The sequence below is a fragment of the Rhodococcus sp. IEGM 1305 genome (assembly GCF_030058635.1).
Lineage (GTDB): Bacteria > Actinomycetota > Actinomycetes > Mycobacteriales > Mycobacteriaceae > Rhodococcus_F > Rhodococcus_F opacus_D.
Window position 1 is genome coordinate 36,440 of sequence record NZ_JASHKX010000004.1, and the last position, 19,084, is coordinate 55,523.

Genomic DNA, 19,084 nt, shown 5'->3' on the forward strand with positions numbered 1-19,084 from the left:
GAGCCGTTTTTTGGTTTCTCACCACTGTGGATGAAAACCCGTTCGGCGTGTCTTTCGCGTTGACGACTCGGGCGTGTTGAGTTGGTCGCCCCTGCGTGGCAATATGATTCACCTCACAGATCGTCGGCGGGGCGGCTAACTTCCAGACACAGCTGGAAGCCGCTCCTCTGCGTGCTTCACACCAGTGAAAACGGGTTCGAGAGGGCGGCTGCGAGCCGGAATCGACAAGCACAGACCCCCCACACGCCGAGGCGTCCGGGGGGCCTGTGAGTGAACGAGTCGACTAGGCGCCGACGACGTTCAGGTGGAACTTCGCAACCACGTCGGGGTGCAGGTTCACGACGATGGCGTGCTTGCCGGTCGCCTTGATGTGAGCCTTCGGCAGCTCCAGATTGCGCTTGTCGACGACGGGTCCACCGGCGGCCTTGATGGCACCGGCGACATCGGCGGCGGTAACCGAACCGAAGAGCTTGCCCGAGTCACCGGCGGTCTTGACCGACAGCGAGATGTTCTCGAGGCCCTCGATGGCGTCCTTGAGCTCCTTGGCGTGGTCGAGTCCGCGCACGGCGCGAGCTTCCTGCGCACGACGGATGCCCTCGACCTGCTTCTCGGCGCCACGGGTGGCGACGATGGCCAGGCCGCGGGGCAGCAGGTAGTTGCGGCCGTAGCCGTCCTTGACCTCGACGGTGTCGCCAGGCGCACCGAGGTTGTCCACGTCAGCGGTGAGGATGAGCTTCATGTCTTTCCTCCCTTTCCTTAGCGAGCCACGGTGGCGTAAGGCAGCAACGCCACCTCACGTGAGTTCTTGACGGCAATGGCAACGTCGCGCTGGTGCTGGACGCAGTTGCCGGTGACACGGCGCGCGCGGATCTTGCCGCGGTCGCTGACGTACTTACGCAGAAGCGTCGTGTCCTTGTAGTTGATCTGCGTGTTCTTCTCTTTGCAGAAGATGCAGATCTTCTTCTTCATTACCTTGTCGCGCAAGGGCGGCTTCGGCATTAGTTTGCTCTTTTCTGGATGTTCCGATCAGGTACGGATCAGAACGGGGGTTCGTCGCTCCCGCCACCAGAGCCTCCGAAGGAGCCGGACGCCTGCGGCGCGCTGCCCCACGGATCATCTCCGCCGGTGTTGGATTGCGGACGTCCGCCGCCCGATCCGCCGGAGGAACCGAAGCCACCGCCGCTGCCGCCACCACGGTTGGCCTTGTTGACCTTGGCCGTGGCGTACCTCAGCGAGGGGCCGATCTCGTCGACCTCGAGCTCGACGACAGTGCGCTTTTCACCTTCACGAGTTTCGTACGAACGCTGCTTGAGCCGGCCGCTCACGATCACTCGCGAGCCACGGGTCAAGCTCTCCGCGACGTTCTCGGCTGCCTCGCGCCAGATGTTGCAACGCAGAAACAGTGCTTCGCCGTCTTTCCATTCATTGGTCTGACGGTCGAAGGTGCGGGGCGTGGACGCGACAGTGAAGTTCGCGACCGCGGCACCCGCGGGGGTGAATCGAAGCTCCGGATCAGCCGTCAAGTTTCCGATGACGGTGATGACGGTGTCGCCTGCCATATGGTTCCTCCTGCAGAATGTGGAGTTCGGTTGGGCACGAGCCTAGGGCCGGTGACCGACAGAAATCACTTGTTGTGGCGCAGAACCTTCGTACGCAGCACCGACTCGTTCAGACCGAGCTGACGGTCGAGCTCTGCGACGGTGGCGGGAGTAGCGCTGATGTCGATCACCGCGTAGATGCCTTCGCTGTGCTTCAGGATCTCGTAGGCGAGACGACGCTTACCCCAGACATCGACCTTGTCGATCTTGCCGCCGTCCTGGCGAACAACATTGAGGAACGTATCCAGCGAAGGAGCAACAGTGCGCTCGTCCAGGCTGGGGTCAAGGATGACCATCAATTCGTAATGACGCATAAGACCTCATCACCTCCTATGGACTAGTGAAAACGGCCACGGACTGTCCGTGGCAGGAGGGTCGTTGCGTCAGCAACCTTTGCAGGTTACACGACGAGCCCCTGACCAGCGAAATCAGGCAAGCCGGTGTGACACCGGGAACCGCGGGGTACGCCGACACGATGGCAGAGGACAAGAAATTCCGACAGGGCGACGAGGTGGAGTGGAACACCCACGGCACCACCACGTCGGGGACGGTCGAGGAGAAGATCACCGAGGACGCCGAGGCGGCGGGCCGCACGGTGCGGGCGTCCGAGGACGACCCGCAGTACCGCGTCGTCAGCGACAAGAGCGGGCGGGACGCCGTCCACAGACCCGACGCCCTGCGCCGGCCGAGCGACTGACCTCCGCACCCGCGGCGTTTCCGCTTCGCACGTGGAGGCCCGCGCACCCTAATGTGGATTCATGCATATCGGAGCTCGGCAGCGGTCGCCGATCACGGCGCTCGTCGTCGGGTTGGCGGGCCTCTCCATGCTCGCCGGCTACCTGCAGAAGGCGCGGTGCGCCGGGGCTCCGTTCGACGGCGTCGGGCGAAGCCTGATCTTCGACCGCATCAAGGACACACAGGTCTGCTACTCCGATATCCAGTTCCTGTGGCTCGGACGCGACGTCAACCTGCACGTTTTTCCGTACGTCACCGGGGGAATCAACGCCGACGGCATCCTCACCGGCGGCACCGTGGAGTACCCGGTGCTGAGCGGTGTGCTGATGTGGCTCGGCGGCATCGGTTCACACACCGACGCCGACTTCCTGCTGCACTCGGCGCTGATCCTCGCCCCGTTCGGCCTGCTCACGGCGTGGATGCTGGGACGGCTGGCCGGCTGGTGGGCGCTGCTCTGGTCGGCCACTCCGCCGCTGGTGCTGTATGCCTTCCACAACTGGGAACTGCCCGTGGTCGCGACGTCGGTGGCCGCGATCTTCGTCATGACACTCGAACGGATCCCCCTCCGCGCCCGTGCTGTCCTCGCGGCGGTGCTCCTCGCCGTCGGCTTCTGCCTGAAGGTGTATCCGGGTGCGTTCGTGCTTCCGCTGATCGCCTACGTCCTCACTCGGAACGGCACCGCCGGGCGGCGTTACGACGTGCGCGGCGCGGTGATGGTCGCGGTGGCCGCGATCACCACCGTCGTGGCGGTGAACCTGCCGTTCGCCCTCATCTCCTACAGCGGGTGGCGGGCGTCGTTCACGTTCCAGGAGAACCGTCAGGCCGACCTCACCACCAACTCCATCTGGTACTGGGGCCTGCGGCCGCTGTTCGGTCCGGTCGCCGACGACGTCCCGCTCCCCGCGTACGACCAGACGGTGAGCCTGCTGTCGCCGCTCCTCGTGTGCGCGGCGTTCGCGATCGCCCTGCGTCTCGGCTGGCTGCGGTTCCAACGCGACGGCGCCTACCCGTGGATCGCCGTCAGCGCCGCCATGCTCTGCGGATTCCTGCTGCTGCACAAGGTGCATTCGCCGCAGTACACGTTGTGGCTCATCCCCTTCTTCGTCCTGCTGCGCGTCCCGTGGGGGCTCGTCGCGGCGTATCTGGTGGCCGACCTGTCGATGGGGATCGGCGTCTTCAAATACTTCGGCGCGCTCGCCGCCCAGACCGACGCGTCGACGTTCGAGGTTCTCGTGAAGTTCGGGGTCTGGGGCCGCGCGGGACTGCTGGTGGTGCTGTTCTTCGTGTTCCTGCGCGCCGCCCAACGACATCCGCCCGTCCGCGGGCGCACCGGTCCCGAATCCGGCCGGCGGCCGGTGCTGAAATCTCCCGAGCCGGTGCGATGAGCGAATCCTGGTTCGCGCACCCCACACTGACCGGACGGCACGTCCGACTCGAACCGCTGGGCGAGGACCACGTCGACGGCCTGCTGGACGCCGCCGACGACCCCCGCATCTTCCACTGGACGTCCGCCGCCATCGCCGATCGCGACGACGCGGTGGCGTTCGTCCGCACCGCCGACGAGGATCCGACCCGCCTCGCGTACGCGCAGATCGACATCACCACCGAGCGGATCGTCGGCTCGACGTCGCTGTATCTGATCGACCCGAAGAACCGCAGCCTCGCGATCGGGCACACCTGGCTGTCCCGTTCCGCGCAGGGCACGCTCATCAATCCGGAGGCGAAACTGCTGTTGCTGCGGCGGGCGTTCGAAGACCTCGGCGCGGTCCGCGTCGAATGGCACACCGACGAACGCAACGCCCACTCCCGCGGCGCCATCGCGAAGCTGGGGGCCGAGTTCGAGGGAATCCTTCGCAAGCACCGACGGCGCCGCGACGGAACGTGGCGCAACACCGCACTGTTCTCGATGATCGACGAGGAGTGGCCGCGCATCTGCCCCCGACTCGAGGCACGAGTCGAGGGCTGACACGGTCGGGTCACGTCACGTCACGTCACGCGACGGGTGCGGTGGCTGTCACTCTCTTCACGAACTCGACTACCGCCGAGCGCATTTCGGCACTGCGCGGAACCGCCCCGGACATCCAGAACGCGCCGTGCATCAGCCCGTCGAAGCGGATCGCCTCGGTGTCGACCCCCGCCTGCCGCAACGACTCGGCGTACGCCTCCGCCTCGTCGCGGGCCACCTCGTTCTCGGTGGTGAGCACGAGGGCCGGCGGCAACCCCTCGAGACCGCCGGCGCGACTCGGAACCGCGTACGGGTGCTTCGCATCCTCGGGGGAGGACAGGTAGTTGCTCCAGAACCAGTCGAGGTCCCCGGCGCCGATCACGTACCCCTCGGCGAACTCCGTCTTGGACGGGAGGTCCGCGTTCGGATCGATCACCGGGTAGATCAGCACCTGCCCCCGCAGGCGCGGTCCGCCCTCGTCCCGGGCCCGCAGCGCGGTGACGGCGGCCAGGTTGCCGCCCGCGCTGTCACCCATGACGACGACGTTGCCGGGGTCACCGCCGTAACTTTCGACGTTGTCGGCCACCCACTGCAGGGCGGCGGCCGCGTCGTCGGCGGCGGCCGGGAACCGGTGTTCCGGCGCGCGGCGGTACGTCGCGGCGACGACGATCACGCCCGCGCCGTTCGCGACCGCCCGCGCCGGTTCGTCGACGACGTCGATGTCGCCGGCGACGAACCCGCCGCCGTGGAAGTACAGAACCACCGGGTGCGGCGCCCGGCCCTCCGGCACGTAGACCCGCAGCGCGATCTGCGCTCCGCCGCTCTCGTAGTGCGCTTCTTCCACCCGGGCGACGGGTTCGGGCGGCGCCTGCAGTCCGGTGAACGTCGCCACCACCGCCCGCGCCTCCTCCACGGTGCTGTGCTCGAAAGCCTTCAGCCCCTGCGCCTGTAGTCCGGCGATCAATTCTGCTGCGTGTGCGTCGAGTGCCATGTCGGTCTCCTTCGTAGTGGTTCGGGGTCAGGACACGGTGGAGGCCACGTGGGCCTCCGCCCGGGTGAGTGCAAAACCGGAGTAGCCGCCTGCCACCACCTCGTCACACGTCGCCCGGTAGGTGGGGGCGCCGCCGAGGTAGACCATGCAGGCACGAGGCTTGCCGGGAATGTTCGCGCCCATGTACCACGAGTTCGTCTCCGGCAGCAGGGTCTGGTTGGCGATGTCGTTGGTCAAGGCACCCCAATCGCTTTCGGCCTGCGCGGTGGGCTCGATGACGTCGAGGTCGCGGCGGTCCAGGTAATCGATCGCGTCGGTCGCGAAGTCGACGTGGTCCTCGATTGCGAGGGGCATGTTGTAGAGCACCGACGGCGACTGCGGTCCGGTGATGAGGAACAGGTTCGGGAACTCGTTGACCATGATGCCGAGGTAGGTCTTGGGTCCGTGCTCCCACTTCTCGGCCAGCGGCAGACCGCCGCGACCGCGAATGTCCATGGCCATCAGCGGACCGGTCATCGCGTCGAATCCGGTTGCGAGGACGATGGTGTCGACCTCGTAGGTGCGGTCACCGACCCGGACTCCGGTTTCGGTGATCTCGTCGATCGGCGTGGACTTCACGTCGACGACGCTCACCGAGTCGCGGTTGAACGCCTCGTAGTAGTTGGTCTCGAGCGGGGGACGCTTGGTGCCGTACGCGTAGCCCGTCGGCGCCAGCGTCGCGGCCTTCTCCGGATCCTGCACGCGCTCGTGGATCCGATCGCGGATGTAGTCGGCGATCGTGTCGTTGGCCTTCTTGTCGAACAGGATGTCCTGGTAGGAATCGATGAACAACCGGAACCCGCCGGCGTTCCAGCGCTCGTCGAACGTGCGGCGGCGCTCCTCGGCATCGACGGCGAGCGCGGACGGCTGCACCTGAGTGAACGGGACGCCGAGGAAGTGGTTGCGGGCCGCGTTCCGCACGTCCGCGTAGTTGCTCTTGATATCCGCCACCTCGTTCGGGTCGATCGGACCGTTGCCGAGGGGGGTCGCGAAGTTGGGGGTGCGCTGGAAGACCACCAGTTCGGCGGCGTCCTCGGCGATGAACGGGATGGCCTGAATGCCGCTGGCCCCGGTCCCGATCACGGCCACCCGCTTGCCGGTGAAGTCGGCGCCCGCACGCGGCCAGTTTCCGGTGAGCAGCACCTCGCCGCGGAAGTTGTCGATACCGCCGAACTCCGGTGTCTTCGGCACCGACAGGTTGCCTGCCCCCGAGATGAAGTACCGGCTGCGCACGACGGCGCCGTCGTCGGTGCGGACCGTCCACACGGAGTTCTCGTCGTCCCAGTGCACGCCGACCACGCGGGTGTCGAACGTGATGTCTTTGCGCAGGTCGAAGCGGTCGGCGACGTGTTCGAGGTAGCGGAGGATCTCCGGCTGTCCGGCGAACTTCTCACTCCACTGCCATTCCTGCTGCAGGTCCTCATCGAACGAGTACGAGTAGTGGACGCTCTCGATGTCGCAGCGGGCACCGGGGTACCGGTTCCAGAACCAGGTGCCGCCGACGTCCGAGCCGGCTTCGAACACCCGCGTCGACAGCTTCATCGTGTCGCGCAGCTTGCGCAGCGCGTAGAGGCCGGCGAATCCGGCACCCACGACGACGACATCGACGTCGGCAGAAGAAATGGGCTTTGACATGGTGTTGAGCTCCTCGAGGCGATGGGTTCCGGCCGGAGTCGAGCGGGCAACCGGGGTATGCCAACGACAATGACCCACGTCACATCACCCCCACACCGGGTAAAACACCCCCTCGGTTACCTGTGTTGTCCGTCACATTCGATGGGGGTAGGTTTCGTTCCACACCTGGCCAACCGGACACGGGAGAAATCCACTGACTCGCTCGAGAGAACTCACGAGGTCGATGACCAGCTTCGTCGGCCGGCGCCGCGAGATCGAGGAAGCCCGCGCACGACTGCAGCAATCCCGGCTCGTGTCGCTGCTCGGTGCCGGCGGCGTGGGCAAGACGCGGCTGGCCGAGGAACTCGCGGTCCGCTCCGCGCGTGCCTTCCGCGATTCCGTCCGGTGGATCGACCTCGCACCCGTCCGCGATCCCGCCGCGCTGCCCTCCGCGGCCGCGGCCGCCCTCGGCGTCACCGACCAGTCGAGCCGTGCGGTGATGGACAAGGTGATCGACCAACTGCAGTCCCGGCACATGCTGGTCGTCCTCGACAACTGCGAGCACCTACTGTCCGCGGCAAGCGAATTCGTCGGTGCCGTCCTCGCCTCGGCGCCGGAGGTCCGGATCCTCACCACGAGTCGCGAACCGCTCGGGATCGCCGGCGAATTCACGTACCTCCTTCCGCCACTGAGCACTCCGGGTGACATCGAGGACTGCCGCGCCGCGGACATCGCCCCGTTCGAATCGGTGTCGTTGCTCGTCGAGCGCGCGCAGGGCGTCGTCGCCGACTTCCGCCTCACCGACGCGAACGCCCCCGCCATCGCGCAGCTGTGCAATCAGCTCGACGGGATCCCGCTCGCCATCGAACTCGCCGCGGCCCGGCTGCGGTCGCTGTCCGCGTCGCAGCTCGTCGAACGACTCGACCAGCGTTTCGCACTCCTCACCGGCGGTGACCGGGCGGCGATGCCCCGCCAGCAGACGCTGCGCGCCCTCATCGACTGGAGTTACGAACTGTGCTCGGACACCGAGCGGCTGCTGTGGTCGCGGCTCGCCGTGTTCCCCGGAAGCTTCGATCTCGAAGCCGCGGAAGCCATCAGCGGGTTCGGTGCGTTGTCGGACTCGCCGGTCATCGACGTTCTCGACCGCCTGGTCGGAAAATGTCTTGTCACCGTGGACCGTTCGACCGAGCGTCTCCGCTACTCGCAGCTGATGACGGTGCGGGAGTACGGGCACGAGCTCCTCGAGCTGAGCGGGGAGCGCGACGAGCTGTACCGGCGACATCTCGAGCATTATTCGGAGCGTGCCCGCCGGTCGTCGCTCGACTGGTGCGGGCCAGGACAATCCGAGATCCTCGCGGAACTGCGGATCGACCACCCCAACCTCGTGGCCGCCCTGGACTGGGCGCTGCACGACGACTCGCAGCGGGCGGCGGCCGCGGAACTGGCCGTCTCGCTGCGGTACCACTGGATCGCGGGCGGCAACCTGTCCGACGGGAGGACCCGGCTCGAGCGGATACTGCTACGGCTCACCGAACCCACCCGGGAACGGGGCGACGTGCTGTGGGTGACCGCGTGGACCGCGCTGATCCAGGGCGACCGCGACGCCGCGCGCGAGCACCTCGACGAGTGCACGGCGATCGCGACCGCGCTCGGTGACGAACGACTGCGCGCGCACGCCGACCACTGGGCGGGGATCCACGCCGTGTTCTCCGGCCGCCCCGACGACGCCATCGGACTGTTCCGTGATGCCATCGCCGTTCACCGCGCCGTCGGCGACACGGCCTCGGTGCTGACCGCATCGTTCGAGATGGGCATGGCGCAGACCTACGACGGGCGACTCGACGACGCCCTCGAGACGTGCCGCGACGTGATCGCGGTGGCGGACGCGCACGGCGAGAAGTGGAACAAGGCCTACGCCCTGTGGGTTTCGAGCGTCGCGTACTTTCACCTGGGCCGGGGCGACGATGCCGTCGACGCTGCCCAGCAGGCACTGCGGATCCAGCGCGACTTCAAGGACAAGATCTGCACGGCCCTGTCGATCGAGGTGCTGTCGTGGGTAGCCACGTCGAGCGGTGACGCGAACGCGGCGGCGAGGCTGTGCGGCGCCGCGAAGGGTGTGTGGCATCGGCTGGGCACGTCCGTCGCGGCGTTCGGCCCGCACATCACCGACGACTCCCTCTCGTCGGAGCGCACCGCGGCCCGCATCGTGGGACCGGACGAGTTCGCCCAGCTCGCAACGCCTGCAGTCCGGCTCACGATCGAGGAGGCCGTCGACCTCGCACTGGGAACCCCCACCGAGCACAGGGCACCTCGCGCCGAGGCGTCACCGCTCACCAAACGGGAACAGGAAATCGCCGGCCTGCTCGCCCAGGGCCTCAGCAATCGGCAGATAGCCGAGTCGTTGGTGATCTCGCGGCGCACCGTCGACGGACACGTCGAGCACATCTTCGACAAGCTGGCCGTCAGCTCCCGCACGCAGGTGGCGGCGTGGGTCGCCGCCCGGGCTCATCCGCCCGCCGTGGAGACCGGCCGATAACCGGACCGTTACCGCCCGCCGCGCGAAAGGCACTGCACAGTCGGGAATCTCGACGGTCTATACTCCACCTCGTCGCCCACGGTCGTGGGCTCCACCACGGGGAGGCAACGCATGACGTCGCAGCAGCAGGACACCTCGGCGGACCACAGCGGGCCGCTGGCACCGCCGCCCGCCAGCAGTCTGCCGCTGGCCATTGTTGCGATCATCGCGTTCGTGCCGTTCGGCATCGTCGCACTGCTGCGCTCGCTCACCGTCCACCGACTGTGGGAGCGGGGCGAATACGACCTTTCGGTGCGCGCCGCCGCCGACGCCCGACAGTGGTCGATCCGCGCCATCGCCCTCGGCCTGTCGATCGCGGTGTTCGCGGTCGGGGCGGCGCTGGTGCTGTCGAAGCCCTAAACGCTGTGAGCGGGAGCCGATTCTACCGGCGGCCGCGGCCGTAGCCAGGCGGGCAGCCACCGCGGCTGCGCATCGGGCGCCTGGTCGAGCACGCCGCCCGCCGGATCGTCGATGAAGCCGTATCGCACGAGGTCCTCGCCGGGCCGGTAGATCTGGCGGATGATCAGCGCGCAGATGACCACGACCGCAATGTCGCGGACCACCACCGCGGCGGTGAACCACTGCTCGGGGAGTCCCTTGTTGGACACGCCGAGGTAGTAGAACATCCGCGGCACCCACACCAGCGCGTCGATCGTCATCCAGGCCAGCAGGATCCGCCGGTGCGGGAACGCGAGCACACCCAGCGGGACGAGCCACAGCGAATACTGCGGGCTCCACACCTTGTTGGTGAGGAGGAAACCCGCGACCAGCAGGAAACACAGTTGGGTCAGCCGCGGCCGTCGCGGCGCCGTCAGCGCGATGTACCCGATCCCGACACACACGAGGGCGAACAGCAGGAACGACACCGCGTTGAGCACGGTGGGCGCCTGACCGGCCGACAGGATCCCGTCGAATCCGGTCCAGCCCGTGAACGACGAGATGACGTTGTAGACGGAGTCCGGGTCGGCGCCGCGTTCGGAGTTGAGCCGGAAGAATTCGGCCCATCCGCGTGGGAACAGCAGGGCGATCGGCAGATTGACCGCCAGCCACGCGCCGATACCGGTCAGCGCCGTCACCGACCACTCACGGACCTTGCCCGTGCGCAGGCACAGCACCAGCAGAGGTCCGAGGAGCAGCAGCGGATACAGCTTGGCGGCACCACCGAGCCCGAGCAGGATTCCGGCGAGAACCGGCCGTTTCCGCGACCACGCCAGCAGCCCACCCGTAGCGAAAGCCGTTGCGAGGGGATCGAAATTCGTGAACACGTGCACGATCACCAGCGGGGACACTGCGATCAGCGCGGCGTCCCAGATGCGCCGTCCGGCCAGCAGCGCACTCGCCCAGACGGTGACCAGCCACGCCAGCGCCAGACCGAACGCGACGACGTTGAAATAGATCGCTACCTGCAGCGCACCGGGCAGCCAGTGCACCGCATCCCACGACTTCGCGATCGTCATCGCGCCGTACTGGTAGAGCCCGGAGATCACCGGGTACTCCATGTAGCGGCGCTGGGTCTGGCCGTTGCCGGCGTCTTCCTCCCACCACTTCTTGTAAGGGAAGGCGCCCTCGTTCAGCCGTTCCGCCCCGTACAGCGGGACCGTGTCCGAGTAGCACATGGCGACGTACTGCCGGCTGCCACTCCAGTCGAGCCCGAGCGCGCCGTTCTCGCCGACCGGCGCCTGCTGGATGCACGGCGCCTTCGCGAACCAGCCGAGCGCGAGAAACACGATCGCCAGCAACAGAATGGCGCGCATCGGCGTGAAGAACCGGCTGCGCCCGACGACCGCATGCCGTCCGACCGGACCACCGATCACCCCGGAGAGGTCGGCGGTCAGCGGGTCGGTGCGCCCGGGAAGGTCCCGCCAATCCGCGGAACGCCGATCCTTCGCCAGCGGCGCGGGCGAGACGAATCCCGTCTCACCCGCGTCGCGGACGGCGTGCGCGTCAGGGTTGTCGGCCACTCCGCGAGGCTACCGGTCGCCGTTAACGGGCCGGAACCTGCTGTTGGCCGTTGCCGTTACCGGCGTTCGGCGGCGTCGTCGTCTCCGGTTCCTCCGGAACCGCCGGGGCCGCGGTGGTCGGCCTCGGTGCCAGACCCGGAATCGGAATGGTGATCCCGGGCAGGATCTCGACCGGCGACGGCGTCACGACCACCGGCGGCACGAGCTCCGTCGGCAGCTGGAACGTGCTCGTCGGCGGCGCCGACGTCTTGGTCGGTGCCGGTGCCGAATAGGCGGGGATACCCGACTGGCCACCGATCGCACCCGGCTTCGGGAACTTCTCGACGTCCGTGCCCTCGAGGGCGCCGTCCATCGTGTCCTTCCAGATGTCGGAGGGCAGACCGGAACCGTAGATCATGGCGCCGCCGCTGTTCTCCAGCGCCTGACCGTCCGTGGTGCCCACCCAGACCGCCGTGGACAGCGACGGGGTGTACCCGACCATCCAGGCGTCCTTGTTCTTGCCGGTGTCACCGAGCTGCGCGGTACCCGTCTTTGCCGCCGACGGGCGTCCGCCCGCCAGGTTGTGGCCGCGCGAGTACCCGGCGATGGGTTCCATCGCCGACGTCACGTTGTCGGCGACGTCCTTGTCGATGCGGTCCTCACCGGTGTCGCCGCCGCGGTCGAGCAGGACCGTTCCGTCGGCGCTGACGACCTTCTGCACGAAGTGCGGCGCGTGGTACGTACCCGAGGCGGCCAACGTGGCGTACGACGACGCCATGTCGAGGACCCGCGACTGGTACTGGCCGAGCACGATGCCGTTGTTCGGACCGCTGCCGTCGGGCTCGGTCAGCGACGGCCCGACGCCGGGGATCTCCTTCGGGATGCCCGCCTTGTGGGCCATCTCGGCGATCGCCTGCGGTCCACCGTCGAGTTCGAGTTCCTGACGGTAGAAGCTGGTGTTCAGCGAACGCTTCAGCGCCTCGGCGATGGTGCAGGTGCCGCAGCCCTCGCCTTCGACGTTGCTGATGGTGATGCCGTTGACCGTGAGCTCCGAGCTGTCGTACATCTGCGACAGCGGAATGCCCTGATCCAGGGCCGCGGCGAGACCGAACACCTTGAACGACGAACCGGTCTGCAGTCCCGCGTTCGCGAAGTCGTACCCGCCGCCGTCCTCGCCGCCGTAGTACGCGCGCACCGCGCCGGTCTTCGGATCGACCGACACGACACCGGTCCGCAGGTTCTCCGGCTCACCCTCCATGTTGGAGCGCGCCGAATCCACCGCCGCCGCCTGGGCGACGGGGTCGATCGTCGTGGTGATCTCGAGGCCCTCGGTGTTGAGCAGCTGCTCGCTGATCCCCGCCTCACCCAGCTCCCGCAGAACCTGGTTCTTGATCAGGCCCTCCGGCCCGGAGTCCTGGTTGCCGTTGTCGACCTGCGCGATCGGCACGTACGGCGGGTACTGCATCACCGACCGGGCCGACTGCTCCAGAGTTCCCGCCGACACCATGCCGTCGAGCACGTAGTTCCAGCGCGCCTGCGCACCCTCCGGGTTGTTCTCCGGATCGAGCAGCGACGGCAGCTGGATCGACGACGCCAGCACCGCGCTCTCCTCGACCGTCAACTGGTCGACGGGCTTGTTGAAATACGCCTTCGACGCGGCCGCGATGCCGTACGCACCACGCCCGAAGTAGATGGTGTTCAGGTACGCGGCGAGGATGTCGTCCTTGGACCACTCGCGGGCCATCTTCGACGAGATGACGAGTTCCTTCATCTTTCGCGTCAGCGAACGCTCGGAACCGACCATCGTCTTCTTGACGTACTGCTGCGTGATGGTCGAGCCACCGCCGGCGCTGTCCTTGCCCAGGACGTTGTCGCGGGCGGCACGCGCGAACCCACCGATCGAGAAGCCGGGGTTCGAGTAGAAGTCCCGGTCCTCGGCAGCGAGCACCGCGTCACGGGTGTGCTTCGGGATCTGGTCGAGCGTCACCTCGGTGCGGTTGCCCTCCGGCGGCACGACCTTGCTCAGCACCGACGTTCCGTCGGATGCGTAGATCGTCGCCACCTGGTTGGTCTTGAGGTCGCCGGGCCGCGGGACGTCCTGGACGACGTACGCCGCCATGAACAGCAGGATCGGAATGATCAGACCCATCGCGACGCACGCGTACGCCGTCCGGCGAACGATCTTCCACCGCGACTTCTTCACAGCCGCCTTCTTTCCACCCTTGGGCGGTTCGCCACCGCGGCCGCCGCCGGTCTTGCGACCGTTCGACGGCGGAGGTCCCGGCGGGCGCCCACCGGGACCCGACTGGTTACGCGCCACCGGGGGCGCGCCTGCGGGGCGTCCGGGCGGCGGGCCCGGACGACGCGGCGGGGGACCCGGCGGACGCCCACCACCCTGCGGCGGCGGACCGGGACGACGAGGCGGCGGGCCGGGGGGACGGCCACCACCCTGCGGGGGCGGAGGCGGCATCCGACGCGGCGGCGGGCCGCCCGATCGGCCCGGCGGGGGCCCACCCGCAGGCTGTCCGCCGCGGGGTGGTGGACCTCCGGGGCGTCCCTGTGGCGGGGGGCCACTCGGTCGTCTCGGTCCGTTCGGTCGATCACCCGGGGCGTTGCTGCGGGGGGAACTCACGTACAAATCTCCAGTGGTTGTGGACCGGCTTCAGTCCTGCGTTACGTCTGTGGGCACTCTTCTGCCCGCGTCCGTGTTCGGGCGTGTCTACTCGCTCGCGGTTCGACGGCTCGGAGGCCGCGGCCGTGGCGACGAACGCCTGGGCCGTTTCGGTTCGGGCACGGTACCGAGAACATAGGACTGGACCAAATGGTTCCAGCTGCATGTCCGGCACACCTCGACCACGTGAACCGAGAACTCCTCCTGAGTGGACGCGAGACGCACCAGCTCCTCGGCCGTACGAGCCGAACCCGACACCGGGCCCAACTTGTCACCGAAGACCCAGGAGACCAGAGTCAACTGCTCCTTACGGCAGATCGGGCACACCACATCACTGCCCTTGCCGTGGAACTTTGCGGCACGAAGCAGGTAGGGGCTGGCGTCACACACTTCCGTGACACCTGTCCTGCCCGAGTAGACCTCGGCCAGGAGTGACCGGCGCTGAAGCGCATAGTCCACCACCTGCCGCTGTATCCGCACGGAGACCAGAGTACGTGCGTCGCGTCCGGAGAGAAGGGGTCGGTCGAGTGACGCTGGTCAAACACGGTTGCCGCACTACGATGCCGGTGTGGCCTCAGGACCGTCCTCGCAGACTCGCGCACGTGACCTCGATCGGGTCAACGCATGCAGCCAGCTCGACGCCGCCTACGCCGACGGGCAGCTCGGCGCCGGCGAGTACCACGACCGCACCGCCCAGGCCATGTCGGCGAAGACCCTCGCCGAACTGAACCTGCTGATCAGCGACCTGCAGCTGCCGTCGTCGATCACCGCACAGGCACCTGTCCGGACACCGGGATCGCCCCGCCGGGCGCTGCGGATCGCGCTCGCGTGCGGTGCGGTGATCACGGTCGGCGCGGTCGGTCTCGCGCTCACCGAGCAGGACGGCCCGGACCCCGCCACGCCACCGGTCCCGGTGCAGGTCGACAAGCCACTCGCCCAGCCGGAGGTCGAGGTGCCCGCGGTGGAACCGATCATCGTGGGCCAGGCGCAGCCCCTCACCCAGGACGGGATCCACGCCCTCTTCGAGCAATACCGGCAGAGGTTCGGCGACCTCACCGTCCACGAACTGGGGTTGTACGACGAGTACGCGATCCTGTCGCGGACAGCCCCGGACGCGCCCGACAAGGTCGACCGGTACGACTTCCGCGGCGGGTTCAAGACGTCGGGCATCCGCACGCAGCGCCTCCCCGGAACCGGCGAGGTCGACCTCGCGCAGGTAAACGTGCCGGCCCTCGTCGCGCTCATCGCCGACGCACCCCGGCTGGTCGGAGTCCCGGACGGCACCATCGGGCACGTTCTCCTCGCCGACGGCGGCAAGGGACCGACGATCAACGTGTACGTCTACGACAAGCAACAGACCGGCGGGGGCTATCTGCGGGCGACGCTCGGCGGAGACGTATGGCAGGTGAACCCCGCGAACTAGTTCTAAGATCCACCCGTGGCCAGCCGATACCCACCGAACACGCGGGCACGCGACGTCGATCGAGCGAACACGTCCGCACTGCTCGACGCCGCGTTCGGCGACGGCCAGATCAACGAGGCGGAACACCGCGCGATGTCCGAACTCGCCGCGGAGGCGCGCACCCTCGCCGACCTCGAGGTCCTGGTCAGTGACCTGCAGCGACCCGCCGACGCACCACCGGACGCACGTCCCCCACGCGACACCGCCAAGCACTGGTTCCCGGCCGCCGTCGCCGTCGCTGCAGTGGTGGCGGCCGTCGGCGCCTTCACGCTCGTCGACAGCGACGACGCGCAGGCCACCGTGACCCCTGTCGCGCAGCAGGTCGATTTCGATTCCGTCGAACCGCTGGTCGTCGCGACGCCGAATCCCGTCACCCCCGAGGGCATGAAGGTGTTCCTCGACCGGTACCGCACCAAGTTCGGCGACCTGATCGTCGACGACCTCACCCTCTACGAGGGCGGCCACGCCAGCCTCGAACGCGCGCTTCCCCTCGAACCGAACCGGATGGTCCGCTACGACTACCGCGGCGGGTTCACGCCGTCGGGACCCCCGACCACCCGGAAGGTCGACACACCCGTGTTCGACCTGTCGACGCTGAACCTCGATCGGATCGGCGGAACGGTCGTGGGTGCCCCGGTGAGCCTCAACGTCCCCGACGGAGAAGTCAGCCACATCTCGTTCGAAGCCGACGAGGACGGCCCCAGCGTGTCGATCTACGTGACCAACGAATTCAGCGAGAGCGGACACATGGAACTCGCCCCGTCCGGTGAGCCTTTGAGCGTCTACCCCTTCGGCCGATAGGACGCAGATGCCCAGCACCACACTCGCGGGAATCCGCGCCCGCGACTCCGACCGCGCCGACGCCTGCGGGATGCTCGACGCCGCGCTCGCCGACGGGCAACTGTCCGCGGAGGAACACGCCTCCCGCACCTCCACGGCGATGCGGGCGAAGACGTTCGACGAACTGGACCGCCTCATCGGGGACCTCCAGATCCCCAGCCGGCTCGCGGCCAGCCCCGTCGTGTCGCCGCGACGCCGCCGATCGTCGCGGCGGTGGGTGTATGCCGCGGTCCTCGTCGTCGCCGCAGCTGCCGTGGGCGGCATCGCCGGGGCCGTCGCGAACAGCGACCTCGGCCCGGCGAAATCGGTGCCGAAGCTCACCACCGGCGCCGGGCTGCACTTCTTCCTCGACGAGTACCGCGCCGAATACGGCGACACCGTCGCCGACGAACTCGGCCTCTACCCGGCCCACGCCGTCTTCGACCGGCCGTCCGCCGGCAACGCCCGGCAATCCGACTCCTACCTCTACGACGGCGAATTCGACGACTGGGGCAGCTCCTCCACCCGATCCGACGACGAGAAGTCCTTCGACCTCGGCACCGTCGACCAGGTTGCGATCGCCCGCCTGCTCGCCGGGGCACCCGAAACCCTGCGCGTCCCCGACGGCGCGGTGGAGATCGTCTCCTTCCGGTACGAACCCGGGTCCGACGACGGACCGCCGACCATCTCCATCCACGTGAAGAACGCCGCCGGCCACACCGGACACATGGTCGTCGGATTCGACGGCGAACCGTTCGACATCTACCCCTACGAGGACTGAGCGTCCGGGGTCGTGCCCGCTGGGTTCCGTCGGCCGCTGGTTGGTCGCCCGATGTGACATTCGTTCAGTCAGACGGCACCGGTGTGACATTCGGCGACGCAGCCGGACACCCGGACCGGTGTTAACAACCTGTGACGGCTTGTCCCATGTATCGAGCGCGCGTATCCTCCTATATATCGGTGCGATATAGTTTTGAATCGCATCACGCGGTTAGGTCGGGCGACTCAGGGGGTGGACGTGCTCGAATTGGCAATTCTCGGGCTGCTCCACGAGTCACCCATGCACGGATACGAGCTGCGCAAACGGTTGACGGGACTACTGGGTGCATTTCGCGCCTTTTCGTACGGTTCCCTCTACCCGACGCTCCGACGCATGCAGGCAGACGGTTTGATCGCCGAGGACGCAGGCCCTCCGGGGACCGTCAAGCGTCGCGCCCGCCGCGTCTACCAGCTCACCCCGATCGGCAAGGAGCGGTTCAAGGAACTGGTCGCCGACACGGGTCCGCAGAACTACACCGATGACGGATTCGGCGTTCATCTCGCCTTCTTCAGCCGCACTCCCGCAGAGGCGCGGATGCGGATTCTCGAAGGCAGACGACGCCAGGTCGAGGAGCGTCGTGAGGCGCTTCGCGACGCGATCGGAAAAGCGAGCGGCACGCTGGATCGCTACACCAAGCAGCTCCACCAGCTCGGTCTCGAATCCAGTGAGCGTGAAGTGCGCTGGCTCAACGAGCTGATCGCCGCCGAGCAATCGACAGCAACACCTAAGAAAAAAGGAGAACCCGACCATGGGTGAGAACAGCACCGCGGTGCGCGTGGCCATTGTGGGCGTGGGGAACTGTGCCTCGTCCTTGGTTCAGGGCGTGCAGTACTACAAGGACGCCGACGAGACGGCGACCGTTCCCGGCCTCATGCACGTCAAGTTCGGCAAGTACCACGTGCGCGACGTCCAGTTCGTCGCCGCGTTCGACGTCGACGCCAAGAAGGTCGGATTCGACCTGTCCGAGGCCATCTTCGCCAGCGAGAACAACACCATCAAGATCGCCGACGTCCCGCCGGCCGACGTTCCGGTGTTGCGCGGCCCCACCCTCGACGGCATCGGCAAGTACTACGCCGAGACCATCGAGATCTCCGAGGCCGAGCCCGTCGACGTCGTCAAGGCTCTCAAGGACGCCAAGGTCGACGTGCTGGTCTCGTACCTTCCCGTGGGTTCCGAGGACGCCGACAAGTTCTACGCCCAGTGCGCCATCGACGCGAACGTCGCGTTCGTCAACGCCCTGCCCGTGTTCATCGCTTCCGACCCCGAGTGGGCTGCGAAGTTCAAGGACGCCGGCGTCCCCATCGTCGGTGACGACATCAAGTCGCAGGTCGGCGCCACCATCACCCACCGCGTGATGGCGAAGCTCTTCGAAGACCGCGGCGTGCAGCTCGACCGCACGATGCAGCTGAACGTCGGCGGCAACATGGACTTCAAGAACATGCTCGAGCGTGACCGCCTGGAGTCGAAGAAGATCTCCAAGACGCAGGCCGTGACGTCGAACCTGACGCGCGACCTCGGTCCGGGCAACGTGCACATCGGCCCGTCGGATCACGTCGGCTGGCTCGACGACCGCAAGTGGGCGTACGTCCGCCTCGAGGGTCGCGCCTTCGGTGACGTTCCACTGAACCTGGAGTACAAGCTCGAGGTCTGGGACTCCCCGAACTCGGCCGGCATCATCATCGACGCCGTCCGCGCAGCCAAGATCGCCAAGGACCGCGGCATCGGTGGACCCGTCTACCCGGCGTCCGCGTACCTGATGAAGTCCCCGCCGGTCCAGATGGCGGACGACAAGGCTCGCACCGAGCTCGAGGCGTTCATCATCGACGCGTAGTTCACCACGCAGCAATATCGGGCGAATGCACCTTTCGTCGTCTT

Annotated in this window: 19 protein-coding genes; 10 read left to right on the top strand and 9 right to left on the bottom strand. The window is 67.5% G+C overall.

Translation table 11 applies throughout. The features are described from left to right. Nucleotides 1-283 precede the first annotated feature (283 nt). The 4 genes from rplI to rpsF all read right to left on the bottom strand — a co-directional run bounded on the left by rplI (nt 284) and on the right by rpsF (nt 1,912). On the bottom strand, nt 284-739 hold the full coding sequence (gene rplI, locus QM693_RS09930) for a 50S ribosomal protein L9 (protein ID WP_009476433.1): 456 nt from the start codon (nt 737-739) through the stop codon (nt 284-286). A 17-nt stretch (nt 740-756) separates the two neighbouring features. Continuing rightward, the gene (rpsR, locus tag QM693_RS09935) at nt 757-999 is read right to left on the bottom strand and encodes a 30S ribosomal protein S18 (RefSeq protein WP_005249686.1); all 243 of its coding nucleotides are present in this window, start codon (nt 997-999) and stop codon (nt 757-759) included. 38 nt (nt 1,000-1,037) lie between these two features. Continuing rightward, nucleotides 1,038-1,559, bottom strand: coding sequence for a single-stranded DNA-binding protein (locus tag QM693_RS09940; RefSeq protein ID WP_005249678.1), 522 nt, complete (start codon nt 1,557-1,559; stop codon nt 1,038-1,040). Between the two features lie 65 nt (nt 1,560-1,624). Then, complete coding sequence (gene rpsF / locus QM693_RS09945) at nt 1,625-1,912, bottom strand: 30S ribosomal protein S6 (protein WP_005249677.1); 288 nt, start codon at nt 1,910-1,912, stop codon at nt 1,625-1,627. Nucleotides 1,913-2,073: 161 nt separating this feature from the next. Here rpsF and QM693_RS09950 point away from each other — a divergent pair, with 161 nt between their 5' ends. The 3 genes from QM693_RS09950 to QM693_RS09960 all read left to right on the top strand — a co-directional run bounded on the left by QM693_RS09950 (nt 2,074) and on the right by QM693_RS09960 (nt 4,299). Beyond that, a complete protein-coding gene (locus tag QM693_RS09950; RefSeq protein ID WP_283333357.1) occupies nt 2,074-2,295 on the top strand; it encodes a hypervirulence associated TUDOR domain-containing protein in 222 nt (73 codons plus the stop codon). A gap of 61 nt (nt 2,296-2,356) precedes the next feature. Beyond that, complete coding sequence (locus QM693_RS09955; RefSeq protein ID WP_009476436.1) at nt 2,357-3,718, top strand: glycosyltransferase family protein; 1,362 nt, start codon at nt 2,357-2,359, stop codon at nt 3,716-3,718. Next, complete coding sequence (locus tag QM693_RS09960) at nt 3,715-4,299, top strand: GNAT family N-acetyltransferase (RefSeq protein WP_283333283.1); 585 nt, start codon at nt 3,715-3,717, stop codon at nt 4,297-4,299. The genes QM693_RS09955 and QM693_RS09960 overlap by 4 nt, the downstream gene beginning before the upstream one ends. 25 nt (nt 4,300-4,324) lie before the next feature. Here QM693_RS09960 and QM693_RS09965 read toward each other — a convergent pair whose 3' ends face one another. Both QM693_RS09965 and QM693_RS09970 read right to left on the bottom strand, forming a co-directional pair. Beyond that, entirely contained in the window at nt 4,325-5,269 is a 945-nt protein-coding gene (locus tag QM693_RS09965) for an alpha/beta hydrolase (protein ID WP_283352210.1), read from the bottom strand. A 27-nt stretch (nt 5,270-5,296) separates the two neighbouring features. Then, nucleotides 5,297-6,943 (bottom strand): flavin-containing monooxygenase, encoded by a 1,647-nt coding sequence (locus QM693_RS09970; RefSeq protein ID WP_283352211.1) that lies wholly within the window; start codon nt 6,941-6,943, stop codon nt 5,297-5,299. Between the two features lie 223 nt (nt 6,944-7,166). On the opposite strand from QM693_RS09970, the gene QM693_RS09975 reads away from it, so the two are divergent. After that, a complete protein-coding gene (locus QM693_RS09975) occupies nt 7,167-9,458 on the top strand; it encodes an ATP-binding protein (RefSeq protein WP_283352212.1) in 2,292 nt (763 codons plus the stop codon). A gap of 111 nt (nt 9,459-9,569) precedes the next feature. Continuing rightward, the gene (locus tag QM693_RS09980; RefSeq protein WP_009476441.1) at nt 9,570-9,857 is read left to right on the top strand and encodes a CD225/dispanin family protein; all 288 of its coding nucleotides are present in this window, start codon (nt 9,570-9,572) and stop codon (nt 9,855-9,857) included. Here the strand turns inward: QM693_RS09980 and QM693_RS09985 are convergent. The 3 genes from QM693_RS09985 to QM693_RS09995 all read right to left on the bottom strand — a co-directional run bounded on the left by QM693_RS09985 (nt 9,854) and on the right by QM693_RS09995 (nt 14,588). After that, nucleotides 9,854-11,458: a glycosyltransferase family 87 protein gene (locus tag QM693_RS09985; protein WP_283352213.1), complete on the bottom strand. Its 1,605-nt coding sequence runs from the start codon at nt 11,456-11,458 to the stop codon at nt 9,854-9,856. The genes QM693_RS09980 and QM693_RS09985 overlap by 4 nt on opposite strands. A gap of 22 nt (nt 11,459-11,480) precedes the next feature. Continuing rightward, entirely contained in the window at nt 11,481-13,757 is a 2,277-nt protein-coding gene (locus tag QM693_RS09990) for a transglycosylase domain-containing protein (RefSeq protein ID WP_349307496.1), read from the bottom strand. 399 nt (nt 13,758-14,156) lie between these two features. Beyond that, nucleotides 14,157-14,588, bottom strand: a complete 432-nt coding sequence (locus QM693_RS09995) for a DUF5318 domain-containing protein (protein ID WP_029539769.1) — start codon at nt 14,586-14,588, stop codon at nt 14,157-14,159. An 88-nt stretch (nt 14,589-14,676) separates the two neighbouring features. Between QM693_RS09995 and QM693_RS10000 the strand changes: the two genes are divergently transcribed. The 5 genes from QM693_RS10000 to QM693_RS10020 all read left to right on the top strand — a co-directional run bounded on the left by QM693_RS10000 (nt 14,677) and on the right by QM693_RS10020 (nt 19,040). Continuing rightward, nucleotides 14,677-15,531, top strand: a complete 855-nt coding sequence (locus tag QM693_RS10000; protein ID WP_283352214.1) for a DUF1707 SHOCT-like domain-containing protein — start codon at nt 14,677-14,679, stop codon at nt 15,529-15,531. A gap of 15 nt (nt 15,532-15,546) precedes the next feature. Continuing rightward, the gene (locus QM693_RS10005) at nt 15,547-16,371 is read left to right on the top strand and encodes a DUF1707 SHOCT-like domain-containing protein (RefSeq protein ID WP_283352215.1); all 825 of its coding nucleotides are present in this window, start codon (nt 15,547-15,549) and stop codon (nt 16,369-16,371) included. Between the two features lie 7 nt (nt 16,372-16,378). Further along, a complete protein-coding gene (locus tag QM693_RS10010; protein ID WP_283333291.1) occupies nt 16,379-17,170 on the top strand; it encodes a DUF1707 SHOCT-like domain-containing protein in 792 nt (263 codons plus the stop codon). Nucleotides 17,171-17,407: 237 nt separating this feature from the next. Beyond that, nucleotides 17,408-17,965: a PadR family transcriptional regulator gene (locus QM693_RS10015; protein ID WP_005264441.1), complete on the top strand. Its 558-nt coding sequence runs from the start codon at nt 17,408-17,410 to the stop codon at nt 17,963-17,965. Continuing rightward, nucleotides 17,958-19,040 (top strand): inositol-3-phosphate synthase, encoded by a 1,083-nt coding sequence (locus QM693_RS10020; RefSeq protein ID WP_141470615.1) that lies wholly within the window; start codon nt 17,958-17,960, stop codon nt 19,038-19,040. Before QM693_RS10015 ends, QM693_RS10020 begins: the two co-directional genes overlap by 8 nt. The last annotated feature ends 44 nt before the right edge of the window (nt 19,041-19,084 follow it).

What these genes read in the sequence shown, in the direction of transcription:
- QM693_RS09980 (WP_009476441.1), top strand. Translation starts at nt 9,570, where the DNA reads ATGACGTCGCAGCAGCAGGACACCTCGGCGGACCACAGCGGGCCGCTG.
- QM693_RS10010 (WP_283333291.1), top strand. Translation starts at nt 16,379, where the DNA reads ATGCCCAGCACCACACTCGCGGGAATCCGCGCCCGCGACTCCGACCGC.
- QM693_RS09970 (WP_283352211.1), bottom strand. Translation starts at nt 6,943, where the DNA reads ATGTCAAAGCCCATTTCTTCTGCCGACGTCGATGTCGTCGTCGTGGGT.
- QM693_RS09960 (WP_283333283.1), top strand. Translation starts at nt 3,715, where the DNA reads ATGAGCGAATCCTGGTTCGCGCACCCCACACTGACCGGACGGCACGTC.
- QM693_RS09940 (WP_005249678.1), bottom strand. Translation starts at nt 1,559, where the DNA reads ATGGCAGGCGACACCGTCATCACCGTCATCGGAAACTTGACGGCTGAT.
- QM693_RS09950 (WP_283333357.1), top strand. Translation starts at nt 2,074, where the DNA reads ATGGCAGAGGACAAGAAATTCCGACAGGGCGACGAGGTGGAGTGGAAC.
- rplI (WP_009476433.1), bottom strand. Translation starts at nt 739, where the DNA reads ATGAAGCTCATCCTCACCGCTGACGTGGACAACCTCGGTGCGCCTGGC.
- rpsF (WP_005249677.1), bottom strand. Translation starts at nt 1,912, where the DNA reads ATGCGTCATTACGAATTGATGGTCATCCTTGACCCCAGCCTGGACGAG.
- QM693_RS09975 (WP_283352212.1), top strand. Translation starts at nt 7,167, where the DNA reads ATGACCAGCTTCGTCGGCCGGCGCCGCGAGATCGAGGAAGCCCGCGCA.
- QM693_RS10020 (WP_141470615.1), top strand. Translation starts at nt 17,958, where the DNA reads ATGGGTGAGAACAGCACCGCGGTGCGCGTGGCCATTGTGGGCGTGGGG.
- rpsR (WP_005249686.1), bottom strand. Translation starts at nt 999, where the DNA reads ATGCCGAAGCCGCCCTTGCGCGACAAGGTAATGAAGAAGAAGATCTGC.
- QM693_RS09955 (WP_009476436.1), top strand. Translation starts at nt 2,357, where the DNA reads ATGCATATCGGAGCTCGGCAGCGGTCGCCGATCACGGCGCTCGTCGTC.
- QM693_RS09965 (WP_283352210.1), bottom strand. Translation starts at nt 5,269, where the DNA reads ATGGCACTCGACGCACACGCAGCAGAATTGATCGCCGGACTACAGGCG.